Below are 15,081 nucleotides of genomic sequence, written 5' to 3'. Positions count from 1 at the left end.
GAGCCGCCCTTCATTCTCGGCTGGGATATTTCCGGAACCGTCCAGGCGCTGGGCGCCGACGTGACCGCCTTCAAGGTCGGTGACGAGGTGTTCGGCATGCCGCGTTTTCCCAAACAGGCCGGAGCCTATGCCGAGCTCGCCGCCGCGCCGGCTGACGAGATCGCTATCAAACCCGAAAGCATCGATCATGCCCATGCGGCGGCGCTGCCGCTCGCCGGCCTCACCGCCTGGCAGGGGCTTGTACGGCACGGCGGCCTGCAAGCCGGCGAGCGCGCGCTGATCCACGCCGGCGCCGGCGGGGTCGGCCATCTGGCGGTGCAGATCGCCAAGGCGCGCGGCGCCTATGTCGTCTCGACCGCGAGCCCGGACAAGCTCGACTTCGTTCGCTCGCTCGGCGCCGACGAGGTGGTCGACTACACCAAGCAGGATTTCACCGCGAAGGGCGGCGACTTCGACCTGGTGCTGGAGACGATCGGCGGCGACCATGCCGAGGAGTCGTTGAAAGTGCTGCGGGACGGCGGCGTGCTGGTGTCGCTGCTCAATGTCCACGACACGACGAGGGCGAAGGCGAAGGAGCGGAATATCCGCATCGAGCGCATCTCGGTGAAGCCTGACCGAGAGGCCCTTGCCGAGCTCGCCAGCCTAGTCGACGCAAAGAAGCTCTCACCTCACGTGGCCAAGGCCTTCCCGCTCGAGCAGGCGGGCGAGGCCCAAGCGTTCCTTGCAACCCGGCCGATCGGCAAAGTCGTGCTGACGGTCTGACTACGCAGGCCTCCCGAGGCGGGCACCGGCTTCGGGCAAGACATGCTGGAGCGAATCCGAACGCTTGCGATGCGCTTGGAAGGCTGCGGAAAGACGAAGGGCGCGGAGTTCCGCGCCCTCGTTTGTTTCCCTCTGTGGGAAGTTCTGTGGGAACCTGGAGYAATTCCAGGAGAAATGTGAAGCGGTTTCCGTCCGGGATTGCCCGAACCGTTCTAGTGCCGGTATTGCTGGATCCGCGTCGTGCGCAGCCCAGCAAGGCCATATTCGTCGATCGATGCCTGCCAGGAGAGAAATTCCTCGGTCGTGAGCTTGTAGCGCTGGCAGGCCTCTTCCAAGCTGAGCAGTCCGCCGCGCACCGCCGCGACTACTTCCGCCTTGCGCCGGATAACCCAGCGCCTTGTGTTCGTCGGCGGCAGATCGGCTATCGTAAGAGGGCTGCCGTCAGGCCCGATAACATATTTGACTCTAGGTCTAACCAGATCGGTCATCGTACTCTCTACTAAAAACTCAAAGACCCAATCCCCGCCACAGTACCGCCACAGCTTTAAAAATTGCCTAAGCGAAGCCTAATGACTAGGTAAGGATCGTGAACGTCACGTTAGGTTTTTGTTCGGCATTTGAGACAATCGCGGCCCCRGTCCGATTTCGCCGACAAAAATCGCTTGGCCAGCCAAGCTGGCGCACCCGGAGCGCTTGACCTATATTCCGGCCATTGGCAGCCAGCGCCACGCAGATTGAAAGAACCATGAACAGCCTCGATCTTCCCGGACGCCCAGAAAACACCCGCGTCGTCGTCGCCATGTCGGGCGGCGTCGATTCGTCGGTGGTTGCCGGCATCCTCAAGCGCGAGGGCTATGATGTCGTCGGCGTCACCCTGCAGCTTTACGATCATGGCGCGGCCACGCATCGACCGGGGTCCTGCTGCGCCGGCCAGGATATCGACGACGCCCGCCGCGTTTCCGAGACGCTCGGCATTCCGCATTACGTGCTCGACTATGAAGAGCGCTTCCGCAAGGCCGTCATCGATCCCTTCGCCGAGAGCTATGTCGCCGGCGAGACGCCAATCCCGTGCGTGTCCTGCAATCAGACGGTGAAGTTCGCCGATCTTTTGGCCACCGCGCAGGACCTCGGCGCCGACGCTTTGGCCACCGGCCATTACATCCGCTCCCGCGCCAACGGCGCGCATCGCGCGCTCTACCGGCCGGTCGATGCCGACCGCGACCAGAGCTATTTCCTGTTCGCGACCACGCAGGCGCAGATCGACTATCTGCGTTTCCCGCTCGGCGGTCTCTCCAAGCCGCAGGTGCGGGCGATCGCCGAGGATATGGGGCTGACGGTCGCCGCCAAGCAGGACAGCCAGGACATCTGCTTCGTGCCGCAGGGCAAGTATTCCGACATCATCGCCAAGCTGAAGCCGAGCGCGGCCAATCCGGGCGACATTGTGCATATCGACGGCCGCGTGCTCGGCCGCCATGAAGGTATCCTGCGCTACACGATCGGCCAGCGCCGCGGCATCGGCATCGCTTCCGGCGAGCCGCTCTATGTCGTTCATCTCGACGCCGACCGGGCGCGTGTCGTCGTCGGCCCGCGCGAGGCGCTGGAGACGCACAAGATTTATCTGCGCAACATGAATTGGCTGGGCGACGGCCCGCTGTCGGACATTCCCGAGAGCGGGCTTGAGCTGTTCGCCAAGGTGCGCTCGACACGGCCGCCGCGACCGGCCCTGCTGCATCATCGCGACGGCRTGACCTCGGTCGAGCTGGTCGACGGCGAATCCGGCATCGCGCCCGGACAGGCCTGCGTGCTTTATTCCGATGACGGCAATGAAGCGCGCGTCTTCGGCGGCGGGTTCATCGAGCGCTCCGAGCGCGGCGCCGAGGCCGAGGCTATGCTCTCCAGGCTTGCGCGGCAGCCCGCGGATATCGCCGCCGAGTAATCAGGCCCGTCGAGCGGAGGCCTTCCAGTACACAGCGTCCTTTGCTCGTCCGAACGGCCGCGCAAAGCTGTAGAAGCGCAAGGCTGCCGTTCGCAGGCCGTCAGAATATCAACAGACCTTAGGCGGGTGCGCCGCTATGCGTTACCGTGCCCGCCGTCAGAATGCGCAGAACGCGGATTGCTTCCTCGCCATCGGTGCGCGGTTCGGCGCGCGTTTCGATGCACTGCATGAAATGCGCGAGCTCGCGCGTCAGCGGCATGCCTTCGCCGACCGCCACATAGGACGGCTCATTGGCGGTGAAGGCCCACTGGCCGCTGTCCTGCCAGACAGCGTGGCGATAGACGGCAAGCTTGCGCTCCCACGGTTCGACGTCGTCGAACACAGCCATCGCCTTCGTGCCGACCACCGTCAGCCGCCGCTCGCGATAGGGGTTGAGCCGGGAAGCGAAGAGATGGCCGCGCAGCCCGTTGGGAAAGCGCATATGCAGATGCGCGAAGTCGCTGAGATTATCCAAGAGCGCTGCGCCCTCGCCCCTGACCTCGATCGGCTCGGTGCCGGTAATGGCAAGGATCATCGAGAGATCATGCGGCGCCAGATCCCAAAGCGCATCGTTTTCGGTGTGGAACTTGCCGAGGCCGAGCCGATGCGAGTGGATGTAGCGCACCTCGCCGAGCTCGCCATTGTCGATCAGCGCCTTCAGCGTCTCGAAGGCGGGATGGAAGCGCAGCACATGGCCGACCATGAAGACGCGGCCGTTGGCCCTTGCCGCCTGCACCGAACGCTCGGCATCGGCGACCGTCAGCGCGATCGGCTTTTCCACCAGCACGTCCTTGCCGCTCTCGACGGCACRCACCGCCAGGTCGGCATGAAATTGCGGCGGCAGCGCCATGACGACGGCGTCGACATCGGTGCGCTCGAACAGCTTGTCCGGCTCGATCGCCAGGCAGTCCTGCTCGCTGGCAAAGCCTTCGGCGCGGGCGCGGTTGGCGTCGGAAACGGCATGGAGCGCGCCAAGCGCCTTGAGGGTGCGGATGTGGTTGCTGCCCCAGTATCCGCAACCGAGGACTGCGATGCGCGGCTTCATTCGTTCAAACTCTAGAATTTAATGGCCGAGACATAGCGACGTGCCCCGTCGAACTCAACCCCGGCGCATGCGCTTGAGTGTCTGCCCGGCAAAGCTTTTCAAAGGACGGGATTATGYCGACAAACCGGACGCATCCAAGCTTGACAGCTTTGCCCTGCCAACCTTATATCCGCGCGACCTTGGCGAATGCCTCGAAATTGTCCGCGATCKGACGGTTCTTCGAGCCTCTTCGCCGCTCCTGGCGGAGTAGCTCAGTTGGTTAGAGCACGGGAATCATAATCCTGGGGTCGGGGGTTCAAGTCCCTCCTCCGCTACCACCGCTTCCGCCTCAAGGGCGGGCTTCCGCTACCATAAGGCTGCTAAGCGGCTGAATACTTGCAAAAATCGAAATTGATGGTAGCGCTCTCCGGAAAATTTCTCAGTAATTTCAATGAGGCACCGTTAATTTGTTCAGCTGCGTTTCAGGTGCCGGGAGAAGGTCTCGATCGCGCCAGAGGCGGCTAGTCAGCCCGATATTCTGGAATGACTGACCGAAAAGGGGCCGAAAGCGGGAACATCCGCCTTCAGGATGTCGACCAGAAAGCCGACCATGGCCAACTGTAGTCTGATATTCCRCAATCGCAGTCACTTCACCGTGTCTGGTGGYGATTGAGATAGCGCTCCAGCAGGCGCACCAGCGTGATCAGCAATAGATTGATCGCTAGATAGAGCGCGCCGGCTATGGCGAATATCTCGAACACCGCGAAGGTCTGGCTCATCAGTCGCTTGGCGTAACCCGTGACCTCCAAGACCGTGATCGTGGATGCAAGGCTTGTGCCCTTCAAGGTCAGCACGAGTTCGTTGCCATAGGCAGGCAACGCCTGGCGGATCGCGAGCGGAAACTCTATGCGGCGGAAGCGCAAGGCTCGCGACATCCCGCAGGCCTGYGCTGCCTCGACAAGGCCTACTGGCACCGACATCAGCCCACCCCGCAGGATCTCCGACGTATAGGCGGCTGTGTTGAGAGCCAGCGCCAACACCGCRCAGCGCGCGCCGTCGCTCACMACCCACCACAATGCCGCGGTGTCCTTGACGAAGGAGAGCTGGCCGAGCCCGTAATAGAAGAGGAAGATCTGCACCAGCAGGGGCGTGCCGCGAAAGACCGTGCTGTAGCCTTTGGCAAATCCGGAAACGAGCCTGTTCGACGATAGGCGCATGATGGCGAGGCCAAGGCCAAGGTTGAAGCCGATCAGCACCGACAGGAAAGTGAGGACGGCGGTGACCTTCAGCCCTTTCAACAGTACCGGAACCGCCTGCTGGATGAGTTCGAGGTCCATCGAAATTACTTCCTTGCGCGGAGCCTGAGCGCGCGTTCGGCCTGGTCGACRCCGGCCTGGCTAACAAGTGTGATCGCGAGATAGACCACCGCCGCGATGAGATAGAAGATGAAGGGGTGGCGGGTTGTGTTGGAACCGATGAAGGCCGTGCGCATCAGTTCCTGAAGGCCGACCACCGAGACGAGCGCTGTGTCCTTGATTGTGACCTGCCAGACATTGTTCATGCCGGGAATGGCGATGCGGAGCATCTGCGGCAGGATGATGCGGCGAAAGGTGCGCAGGCCAGGAATGCCGAGCGCCCTGGCCGCCTCGATTTGCCCTTGCGGGATGGCGGCGAGCGCGCCGCGCACCACCTCGGTAGAATAGGCGCCCGAGATCGAGCCGATGGCGATGACGGCAATGACGAAGGCATAGCCGCTGTCGGCAAGGCCGGCATAGCCGAAGGCAGTCGCTACCCGCGTCACGAATTCGACCGAGCCGAAGAACAGCAAATAGATGATGAGCAGTTCCGGCACGCCGCGCACCAGCGCCGTGTAGCCATCCACGACATATGTCAGCGGACGCACGCGCCCCCATTTAATCAGGCCGCAAATCACGCCGACGACGAAACCGCCCAGCATTGCGGCGATGGCCACGACAACGGTGATGGCCGCGCCACGCATGATGGCGCCAACCCAACCGCCGTCCCACACTTGCCAAAGTCCAAATTCCATTGCGGAAGTCCGAGCTTCTAATGTCAATTCGTGGGAACGGCGCGTCCGCCCACGAACTCAGTCGAGGCGACCGCCCTTGCCTGTCGGCGCGAACGGTCGCCTCTGTGAGCTTATTTGCAGGGACGAGAAATGTCGGACTTGAACCACTTCTCGCTCGCCTTGCCGACCGACCCGTCGGCGACCAGCTCGCATAGTGCCTTGTCGATGTCGGCCTTCAAGGCGGTGTTGTCCTGTGCGATGCCGACGCCGATGCCTTCACCCAGCGAAGGATCGAAGGTGCTCTGGATCTTCACATTGACGAATTGGAAGTTCTTACCGTCTGGCTTGTCGAGGAAGTCCTGCAGCGCGGAAGCGTCGGCGAAGGCCGCGTCGATGCGGCCGGACGCGAGGTCGATCTGCATCTGGTCGAGCGTGTCGTAGGTCCTGAGATCGGCATTGGGCGCGCGCTTCTCGAGGAAATGCGCATGGGTGGTGCCGGCTTGCACACCGACCTTCTTGCCGTCGAGTGACTTGAGAAGCGTGTCGATGTCCTTGATGCCTGCGAGGTCGGAGCCCTTCGGCGCCACGAACATATTGGCGAGCTCGGCGTAGCCGACGCTGAAGTTGATCTCCTTCTTGCGCTCGGCCGTGATCGACATGCCCGAGATGATGACGTCGAAACGCTTGGCCTTCAACGCCGGGATCAGGCCGTCGAAAGCCTGCACGACGAAGTGGCACTTCTTGTTGAGCTTGGYGCACAGCAAGGCGCCGACATCGGCGTCGAAACCGGTGACGTTGCCGGAGGCATCGGCCATGCTCCAGGGCGGATAGGCGCCCTCAGTGCCGATTGCGAGCTCATCTCCGGCGAAAGAGCTGTTCATTCCTGCAGCGAGGAAGGCGAGCAGAGATAAAATCTTCAGTTTCATTGAGTTCCCCATTGTTGACGTTTGTGGGTGCATTGGGCTTACGCCCTGTTGCATCTTGATTGCGCCCAGGTCAGAGCGTCCGGGCCAGGAACTGGCGCAGGCGTTCCGAGCGCGGATTGGCGAAAAGCTCCGCCGGTGCTCCCTCTTCCTCCACCTTGCSGCGATGGAGRAAGAGGATCTTGTGCGACACCTCGCGCGCGAACTGCATCTCGTGCGTCACGAGGATCATGGTGTTGCCTTCTTCGGYGAGCTGCCGGATGACGCGCAGCACCTCGCCGACCAGTTCGGGATCGAGCGCGGAGGTCGGCTCGTCGAGCAGGATCACTTTGGGCCGCATGGCAAGCGTGCGGGCGATCGCCGCGCGCTGCTGCTGGCCTCCAGACAGCTGGCCGGGATATTGGGCGTGCTTGTCGGACAGGCCGACCTTCTTCAGCAGCGCATGGGCGTGCTCCACCGCCTCGTCACGGCGCTCCTTCAGAACGTGAACGGGCGCCTCGATGATGTTTTCGAGCACCGTCAGATGCGGCCACAGGTTGAAGCTCTGGAACACCATGCCGACGCGAGCGCGGATGYGCTCCACCTGCCGCATGTCAGCTGGGTGAGAACGGCCATCCGAGGTCCTCTTCATCCTGATCTCTTCGCCRTCGACGATGATGCGGCCGCCATTAGGTTGCTCGAGCAGGTTGATGCAGCGCAGGAAGGTGCTCWTGCCGGAACCGGATGACCCGATCATCGACACAACCTCGCCGGCGCTTGCCGACAGRCTGACGCCGCTCAATACTTCGATCTGGCCGAAGCTTTTATGGAGGTCGCGCACCTCGACGGCCGCCCTCGGCCGCACGGCAACGGCCGCGGGATGTAGCTGGACGATGCTGGTCACCGCGAGTGGCGCGACAGCTTGCGGGTTGCCGTCGATGGCTGCGTCCACGGCCTTGAGATCGGCGAAAGCGCGGTCGAAATAACGCAGGCTCGTGGCCAGCGAGTTCCACTGCCAGTCGGCATCCTCGGGGATGAAGGCGGCGCGCAGCGTCGACTTGATGCGCTGGCCGAGTGGCGAATCGACCTTGCCGTAGAGATGCAGCCAGTTGTCGGCCTGCACCGCGTCCATGACCGTAGCGCCGTCGAGCGTGCCGCACTCGACGACCAGCGGTAGCACGCGCGCGCCAGGCAGCGCCTTGCGGACGGCCGCCGAGACATAACCGGTGGCGGTTGCGGCGATGCCGGTGTCGGTCTTGGCATCCCTGCCGGTCAGCACCACCGAGAGCGCCGGGCCGAACACGGATTTGCCCCACGCCAATCCGTCATGCTCGCTTTCGGCGACCGACAGCAAGGCCGGATAGCCATAGGGGCCGGCGCCAGTATGCATGTCGAAGACCACGACATGACGTGCCTGCGCGGCGAATGCGGTCAGAATGTCGCTGAGCGTAYGGTTCGACCAAACCGGTCCCGCACCGCCGTAGAACAGGCCGTCCGGAAACTGGTACTGGCCCGCCTCGACGATTGGCGCAATACCGGCATGGCCGCCGAGCCGCGTCCTTGCCGCTTCCAGAGCTTCGTCGGCCCGAATGCGATCCGGGCCTTCCCATTCCCGGCAGACGAGCGCTGCGTGAAGGTCGGCATATTTTTCGTTCTTCGGCGCACCAACCTGCCAGTCTATGAAATTGCGGTTGAGGTCGACATTGTCCTCRTTGACGCGCCGAGACCAGGCCGTACCCCAAGGGTTGATGAGGTGGATAGCGAGGATTGCCGTATCGTCCGGCAACCGCCACGGTGCATTCTCCTCCAGCCAGGCCGTCTGGCAGGCCGAGCCGAACTGGCCCTCCACGCCATGCGTGCCTGAGATCAATACCATCAGCTTGGGGGCGTTCCGGCGCCCGATCAAAGCGACGTCTGTGGCCAGCACCTCGCCGGCCGGTCCGTGCAGAGGATGGACGTATTCCATCAACTCGGCGCCCGCGCGCTGGGCGGCGTTGCGGAAGCGCTGACGCAGTTCGACAAAGCCGACCGAATAGGAGCGCGCCGCAGCTACATCACGCATGGGCTTCTACTCCGTTCCGGTTGCCGTCGTTGGCAGACAGCGGGGCAAGGGGCAACACCTTCCCCGGGTTCATCAGGGAATGGCCGTCGAGCGTGTCCTTGACCCGCTTCATCAGCTTCAGCTTTGTCTGGTCGGCGGTGGCGATTAGCGAGTGGATGCGCTTGGAGCCCACGCCATGCTCGGCCGAGAAGGAGCCGCCAAGGGTGACGAGATCGGCATAAAGGACCGCCTCCACCGCCGCCGCGAGTGCCGCCGGCAGAGGCCCGCGGCGGTTGAGCACGATATGCAAATTCCCGTCGGCGAGATGTCCGAAAACGTAGGGTTTCAGCTCGGGGTCGATAGCGGCAAGCCCGGTGGGGATTCTCTCGACGTATCCGTCGATCTCAGAAAGCGGCACCGACACATCGTAGGAAGGCGCTGCCGCATGGGCTCGATAGATGACGTCGGTGTCCTCGCGCAGTCTCCACAGCGCCTCTTCTTGTCGCTTCGAGCCGGCGACGATGCCGGTCGTGTCGGGATGGCGCTCCAGAATTTCGCCGAAGAGTTTTTCGAACTGCGCTCVCAACCCTTCCTCGTGCGCACCGCCGAGCGCCAGCAGAAGATAGAGCGGTCGGTTGAGTTCGAAGTCGGGTTCCGACCAGCCATGCGCGGAAGCGGTGAGATTGATGAAAGACCGCCACAGCGCCTCCGCCGCTCGAAGCTGGCCCGTTTCGCTGTCGAGCGCCAGGCGGATGAGGTCCAACGCCGCGGTCACCGATGGTAGGCCGAACAGCGCCGTTGCCGCAGCGCGTGGAGTGGGATCGAGCTTGAGCACTGCCCGCGTTACGATGCCGAGCGTGCCTTCCGCGCCGATAAAAAGATGCTTGAGGTCATAGCCCGCGGCATTCTTTACCACCCGGGTCATATCGCAGTAGACACTGCCGTCGGCCAGAACCGCCTCGAGGCCGAGTACCCGGTGGCGCATGACACCATTGCGGAAGGCCATGACGCCRCCGGCATTGGTCGAGATCATGCCGCCGATGGTGGCGCTGCCGCGCGCTGCAAGATCGATGCCCGGTTCGAGCCTGTGCTCGGCCGCCGCCTTCTGCAGCGTTTCCAGGATGACGCCAGCCTGGACGACCGCCGTCCGCTCGACGGCGTCTAGCCGCTCGATACGGTTCATCCGCTCGAGCGAAAGCACGATCTCGCCGGGTTCGGAAACGCTGCCGCCGACCAGCCCGGTGCGTCCGCCTTGGGCCACAACCGGCACGCCGTAGCCGTTGCACAGGCGAACCACCGCGGCGACCTCTTCGGTCGTCGCCGGTGCGACGATGACGCCGGCACCGAGATTGTCGGGATTGGTGCCGGGATCTACATCGGCGGCCAAGCCCACACGCAAATACCGCGCGCCGACGAGCGCGCGGATGTCGTCGAGAACCGCATGCGGGACTAGCTGAGGCGCTTGCTGCGACGCCGCTTGGCTGGTGTGCTTGCCGTTCATTGGCGCGCTATCCTTGCCAGCGAGCCGATCAGGCGGTCATTGTCGGCGGGTGTGCCAATTGTGACGCGCAGAAAGTTTTCGCAGCCCCTTTCGCGCCAAGCCTTGACGATGATGCCTTCCTGAAGCAGCGCGCTAGCAAGAGCGGCGCTGTCGCCGCCGCAATCGAAGAACAGGAAATTCGTCTGGGAGGACGCGACCCGGAACCCAAGTCCTTCGAGGACGGCGGCAACGCGCGAGCGCTCGCCGCTCAGGCGAGCGACCGACGCCTGCATCCATGCCTCGTCGCCGAGTGCCGCGATGGCAGCAGCCTGCGCCGCGGCATTGACGTTGAAGGGCGTCTTGGCCGCCGCCACAACGCGCGCCAGTTCAGCGTCGGAGCACATGGCATAGCCGACGCGCAATCCAGCCAGCCCGTAGGCCTTGGAGAAGGTGCGCAGCACGACGAAGGCAATGTCGCTCGACCGCAGCACTTCGAGCCCGTCGGGGCAGGAACCGTCAGCGAATTCGAAATAGGCTTCATCCAGCACGAACAACGTGCCGGGTCTCACCGCTGCAATCAGCCGATCCAGCGACTCGCGATCGAGCGCGGGGCCGACGGGATTCCACGGCGAGGAGAGGAAGACAATGCAGGGACCTCTGGCTATGGCCTGCTCGAGTGCCGCTATGTCGAAGCCGAAATCGTCCGTCATCGCCACTTTCGTGACGACCGCGCCCTGCGCCAGCGGCTCGATCTCGTGCAGGCCGAAGCTCGGAACCACTGTCACCACGCCCGCTCCCGGCACGAGCATGGCTCGGGACACGGCGGCGATCAGTTCTTCCGAACCGTTGCCGGCAACGATGGTGTYCGGCTCAACCGACAGCCTTTGCCCGAGAGCGGCGCGCAAGGCTGCGCAGGCGGGATCGGCGTATCGCCACGGCTCCAGCGCCGGCGAGGCGAGCGCTGCGAGAACGTCCGGCGAACATCCATCCGGGTTTTCATTGCTAGCGAGACGCGCAATGTCGTCACGGCCCGAGATCGAACGGGCGACCGCGATGTTCATGCCGGCGTTGTAGGGCGGCAGGCCAGCGACATTCGGGTTGAATGCCAGGCCATTTTGTGAAGCGGTTTTGACTGAATTGTCCACGCCAATGTTTCCGTTCTCTATGGGAGTGCGTACTTTCACGGGCTTCCGCCCGGTCAAAGGTCCAGGACGACCGATCCTCTTGGCTTGGAGCAGCACAACAGGACTTCGCCGGCGGGCGGTTCGTCCAGCGGCTCCTCGAAATAGGCGACCTCGCCAGAGACCAGGCGCGACTTGCAGGTGCCGCATATCCCGGCGCGACAGCTGAAATCGGGGGAAAGACCCCGGTCCTCGGCAAAAGCGAGCAGCGACTCGGCAGTCGGGTCCCAGACTGCCGTGCGGCCCGATTTGCGAAACTCCACTGTCATGGCTCCGCCAGGAGTCCTCGCCGGTGCCGGCGGCGTCTGCTCTGCCAGAGCCTGCTCGGTTGGGGTTTCCAGCAGGGTCGCCGGACCGAAGAACTCGTAGGCAATGCGCTGCCGGGGCACCCCGAACCCACGCAGTATGCTGTGCACCGCCCGCATGAAGGGCGGAGGGCCGCAGAGATAGAAGTCGTAGTCGTCGAGCGGCAGGAGCTGCTGCAACAGCTCGCGCGTCACCACACCCTCGCTGTGGTGGCGGCCGGCATCCCTGTCCTTGCCTGTTGGGAAGCGGTAGCAGAAATGCGCCGTAATGCCCGGTCGTGAGGCAGCTATCATCTCGACCTCGTCGCGAAGTGCATGCACATCGCCGTTGTCGCAGGCGTGGATGAAGAGCACCTTCCGCTCGGTCGTGGCCAGGGCATGCAGCATCGCGACCAGCGGCGTCAGCCCGACGCCGCCGCTCAACAGCACCACGGGCCGCTTGCTCTCGCCGTCGAGCACGAAATCGCCGCGCGGCCCCTCGGCCAGCAGGACGTCGCCAACCTCGACATGATCATGTAGATAGCAGGAGCTGACGCCGTCGGGCACATCGGCGCTCGGCGCGGCCTCGCGCTTGACGGTAATGCGATAACYGCCTCGCTGACGCGGCGAGCACGACACACTGTAGTTCCTGAGTACGAACCCGTCGTCGCCTTGGACGGGCATGCGAAAAACGAGGAACTGGCCTGGCTCAAAAGGCCGCCAGCCTTCCGCTTCGACCGGCTCCAAGTGGAACGAGCTTATGGTAGCRCTTTCACGCACCTTGGCCACCACCCTGAGTTCGCGAAATCCGCTCCGGCGCGCACTGACGGGGGCGGTGTAGGCGTTCATTCGGCGGCCGCCAGCTGCTGTTCCTCGGCCGCGATCAGCCGGGCCAGGTTGCGGCGGAAGCGCAACGGGCCGACGTCGATCTTCAGGTCGAGATTGGGCGTGCGCATGTTGGCCATGCCCTTGTGCACGGCGTTGAGCACGACGCGGTCCTCGTCGAAGGCTCCGCGCACGGATTTGGCAAACTGGCGCGAGATCTCCTCGTCGTCGGGCGCGAAATTGCGCATCTGGAACCAATAGTACCTGGTGTGATCCTCATCGACAGGGGTCATGAAGTTGTAGCTGTCCATGAGGAAGACATCCTCATGAAGGGGTTTGCCCTCCCCGCCTGTGTTGGCGGGCACGAAGATCGCCTTGATGATGGCGTGGCTTGGATAGCGTACCTCGTAGTGCTGYTTGCGGTCGCACTTGCCGGAGAATTTGAGGTAAGGCGCGTAAAATGGCGCAGGCTCGACGTCGACCATCCAGCGCCAGACGGTGACGCCGTCGTCGCCGATGGTCGTTTCGAGCGGGGCTTCCTCGGCTGCGGCATTGCCGAAGGAACTCTGGTGGACCCAGGCAACATGCGAGGGGTCGAGCAGGTTGTCGGTCATGTAGAGATAGTTGCATTCGAGCATCATCGACTCGCCGCGATTGACCCCCCATGCGGGATCGTTCCAATGCTCGACCTGGAAGATCTTGGCCGGATCGGCCTTGGYAGCCTCGCCCATCCAGATCCAGAGCAGGCCGTAGCGTTCGGCGATCGGATAGCTGCGCACTTGTGCCACGTGCGGTATCTTCTCCGCGCCGGGAACGCGAGTGCAGGTGCCGGTGCAGTCGAAAGTGAGTCCATGATAACCGCATTCGACATCGTCGCCCTTGATGCGGCCCATCGAGAGCGGCAGCTTGCGGTGCGGGCAGRCATCTTCCAGGGCGGCGACAACGCTGTCGGTCTTGCGGTACAGGACAATGTTCTCGCCCAGGACCTTCACCGGCTTCAGCTCATTGGGGCCGACCTCGTGATCCCAAGCGGCGACATACCAGCAATTTCTGAGAAACATGGCCGCTTTCCTCCCTGAGATACCGGTCCTTAGGGAAGGTTCTAGTGTCGTTGCGGTGGCGCAAAAAGCGCTTGCAGCTGGCTTCTATTTTAGAAAAACTAAAACAAAGTTCCGGAAGTAGGCATCGTGAAAAACCCGCCACCCTTGCGCTCGATACAGGCGTTCGAAGCCTTCGGACGTCTCGGCAGCGTTACGGGCGCGGCCGACGAGCTCGGCGTTTCGCCCGGCGCTGTCAGCCAGCAGATCCGTAAGGCCGAAGAAGTTCTCGGCGTGCAACTTCTGGAGCGCCGCGGCAGAACGCTCACGCTGACCTCGTGGGGGCGGCTCTACCACACGGTTGTGTCGGAGGGTTTCGATCGCATCCGGGAGGCTGGAGACCTGCTCGAGCGGGCGCGCACCGAGAGCGCGCTGACTGTCTCGTGCCTGCCCTCGCTCGCCAGCAAGTGGCTGGCGCCCCAGCTCTTCGACTGGCAGGCGCATCATGTGGGCGCTACGGTGCGACTGATCGGCGCCGAGGCTGAGGCGCGCTTCGGCGAAGAGCAGCTCGACTTTCGTATTTCCTATGGCGCAAAGAACCGCGACTACGATCACTATGTCGAACTGTTCACCGACTGGGTGGTGCCGGCCTGCTCGCCAGCGCTGCTGGAGCGGCTGCCTTTGCGCAAGCCGGTCGACATTCTCGAACGGCCGCTCCTGGCGATCGAATGGGCGCGTGAGCATCGCTCGCCGCCGACCTGGAGCGAGTGGGCGGCAAGCATCGGCGCGAAATACCGCAAGACATCGGGCGAGGTTGCATTCTCGCTGTCGAGCGCTGCCATCGACGCGGCCATCAACGGCCGCGGCTTCGTGCTGGCGCAATTGTCCATGGCCGGTGACGATATTGYCTCCGGCCGGCTGGTGGTGCCGTTCAACCTGCCGCTTCGCCTGCCCGATCCATATTTCCTCGCCTGGGATCGCTCGGCCCTGCAAAAGCCTCACGCCCCCGAGCTCCGCGCCTGGATCGTCTCCATCGCAAATCGCCAAGAAGCGCAGTATTCGGGATTGCGGCCCGTTGGCCCTGCTTAGCCGACTCTGCCACCAACAGCATGGCGCCGAGCAGCGCGCACCTGACGCAGTCGGTGTCGAAATCGGTCATCGCCGCCTTTGCCGGCATTTCGGTAGAATTCCCGTCGGGAAGTTCGGATTGCCCCCTTGTCCGGATGCTCCAACCCACTTCGGCGATGGGCTGCCTGGCGCTCGCCAGTTCAGCGAAATTGCGTACCCGACGCCGTTGCGGCCAGGATGCGAGCCCGGCGATAGGCATCCGGGATCGACAATGCCCAGACAAACAGCCCAATCGCATGTCTGCCGATGAACGATTGGTCTGGCGTTGTCGTCTTGTAGCTGATCACCGAAAACAAGATGACGAAGAAAGCAAAGGCCAGCCCACGTGCTGTCTCGCGCACTGCGACATGGCCTGCACCGGGCAAAATGATCGCCGAAGCGAGGACCAGATAAGGGTTGATCGGCTTGGCCAT

14 protein-coding genes and 1 tRNA gene are annotated in these 15,081 nt (G+C 63.4%); 4 read left to right on the top strand and 11 right to left on the bottom strand.

Annotation, left to right across the window (positions count from 1 at the left end):
- Positions 1-762 (top strand): NADP-dependent oxidoreductase (locus ORS3428_RS26175; protein WP_071101175.1); only part of this gene is annotated, 762 nt, incomplete at its 5' end.
- A 212-nt stretch (positions 763-974) separates the two neighbouring features.
- Here the strand turns inward: ORS3428_RS26175 and sciP are convergent.
- Positions 975-1,250 (bottom strand): CtrA inhibitor SciP, encoded by a 276-nt coding sequence (gene sciP, locus ORS3428_RS26170; RefSeq protein WP_006203587.1) that lies wholly within the window; start codon positions 1,248-1,250, stop codon positions 975-977.
- Between the two features lie 257 nt (positions 1,251-1,507).
- Here sciP and mnmA point away from each other — a divergent pair, with 257 nt between their 5' ends.
- The gene (gene mnmA / locus ORS3428_RS26165; RefSeq protein ID WP_071101174.1) at positions 1,508-2,698 is read left to right on the top strand and encodes a tRNA 2-thiouridine(34) synthase MnmA; all 1,191 of its coding nucleotides are present in this window, start codon (positions 1,508-1,510) and stop codon (positions 2,696-2,698) included.
- Positions 2,699-2,816: 118 nt separating this feature from the next.
- Here mnmA and ORS3428_RS26160 read toward each other — a convergent pair whose 3' ends face one another.
- A complete protein-coding gene (locus ORS3428_RS26160) occupies positions 2,817-3,782 on the bottom strand; it encodes a Gfo/Idh/MocA family protein (protein ID WP_071101173.1) in 966 nt (321 codons plus the stop codon).
- Between the two features lie 240 nt (positions 3,783-4,022).
- On the opposite strand from ORS3428_RS26160, the gene ORS3428_RS26155 reads away from it, so the two are divergent.
- Positions 4,023-4,099: transfer RNA gene (locus ORS3428_RS26155), tRNA-Met, on the top strand.
- A 312-nt stretch (positions 4,100-4,411) separates the two neighbouring features.
- Here the strand turns inward: ORS3428_RS26155 and ORS3428_RS26150 are convergent.
- The 8 genes from ORS3428_RS26150 to ORS3428_RS26115 form a co-directional block, all read right to left on the bottom strand.
- On the bottom strand, positions 4,412-5,098 hold the full coding sequence (locus tag ORS3428_RS26150; RefSeq protein ID WP_071101172.1) for an ABC transporter permease: 687 nt from the start codon (positions 5,096-5,098) through the stop codon (positions 4,412-4,414).
- Between the two features lie 5 nt (positions 5,099-5,103).
- The gene (locus tag ORS3428_RS26145) at positions 5,104-5,811 is read right to left on the bottom strand and encodes an ABC transporter permease (RefSeq protein WP_071101171.1); all 708 of its coding nucleotides are present in this window, start codon (positions 5,809-5,811) and stop codon (positions 5,104-5,106) included.
- A gap of 110 nt (positions 5,812-5,921) precedes the next feature.
- Complete coding sequence (locus ORS3428_RS26140; protein WP_071101170.1) at positions 5,922-6,716, bottom strand: transporter substrate-binding domain-containing protein; 795 nt, start codon at positions 6,714-6,716, stop codon at positions 5,922-5,924.
- Positions 6,717-6,786: 70 nt separating this feature from the next.
- Positions 6,787-8,754, bottom strand: coding sequence for a DUF2817 domain-containing protein (locus tag ORS3428_RS34335; protein ID WP_083355296.1), 1,968 nt, complete (start codon positions 8,752-8,754; stop codon positions 6,787-6,789).
- Positions 8,747-10,234: an FAD-binding oxidoreductase gene (locus tag ORS3428_RS26130; RefSeq protein WP_083355295.1), complete on the bottom strand. Its 1,488-nt coding sequence runs from the start codon at positions 10,232-10,234 to the stop codon at positions 8,747-8,749. Before ORS3428_RS26130 ends, ORS3428_RS34335 begins: the two co-directional genes overlap by 8 nt.
- Positions 10,231-11,358, bottom strand: coding sequence for a histidinol-phosphate transaminase (gene hisC / locus ORS3428_RS26125; RefSeq protein WP_071101169.1), 1,128 nt, complete (start codon positions 11,356-11,358; stop codon positions 10,231-10,233). Before hisC ends, ORS3428_RS26130 begins: the two co-directional genes overlap by 4 nt.
- Positions 11,359-11,411: 53 nt before the next feature.
- Entirely contained in the window at positions 11,412-12,527 is a 1,116-nt protein-coding gene (locus ORS3428_RS26120; protein ID WP_083355294.1) for a 2Fe-2S iron-sulfur cluster-binding protein, read from the bottom strand.
- Positions 12,524-13,564 (bottom strand): aromatic ring-hydroxylating dioxygenase subunit alpha, encoded by a 1,041-nt coding sequence (locus ORS3428_RS26115; protein ID WP_071101168.1) that lies wholly within the window; start codon positions 13,562-13,564, stop codon positions 12,524-12,526. Before ORS3428_RS26115 ends, ORS3428_RS26120 begins: the two co-directional genes overlap by 4 nt.
- A gap of 126 nt (positions 13,565-13,690) precedes the next feature.
- Between ORS3428_RS26115 and ORS3428_RS26110 the strand changes: the two genes are divergently transcribed.
- Positions 13,691-14,629, top strand: coding sequence for a LysR substrate-binding domain-containing protein (locus ORS3428_RS26110; RefSeq protein WP_071101167.1), 939 nt, complete (start codon positions 13,691-13,693; stop codon positions 14,627-14,629).
- Between the two features lie 179 nt (positions 14,630-14,808).
- On the opposite strand, the gene ORS3428_RS26105 is transcribed toward ORS3428_RS26110, so the two are convergent.
- A complete protein-coding gene (locus ORS3428_RS26105) occupies positions 14,809-15,081 on the bottom strand; it encodes a hypothetical protein (RefSeq protein WP_071101166.1) in 273 nt (90 codons plus the stop codon).

The organism is Mesorhizobium sp. ORS 3428 (assembly GCF_001854785.1).
In the GTDB taxonomy this organism is placed as follows: Bacteria; Pseudomonadota; Alphaproteobacteria; order Rhizobiales; family Rhizobiaceae; genus Mesorhizobium.
This window is presented reverse-complemented; position numbering and strand designations above follow the sequence as displayed.

What these genes read in the sequence shown, in the direction of transcription:
- sciP (WP_006203587.1), bottom strand. Translation starts at nt 1,250, where the DNA reads ATGACCGATCTGGTTAGACCTAGAGTCAAATATGTTATCGGGCCTGAC.
- ORS3428_RS26105 (WP_071101166.1), bottom strand. Translation starts at nt 15,081, where the DNA reads ATGGCCAAGCCGATCAACCCTTATCTGGTCCTCGCTTCGGCGATCATT.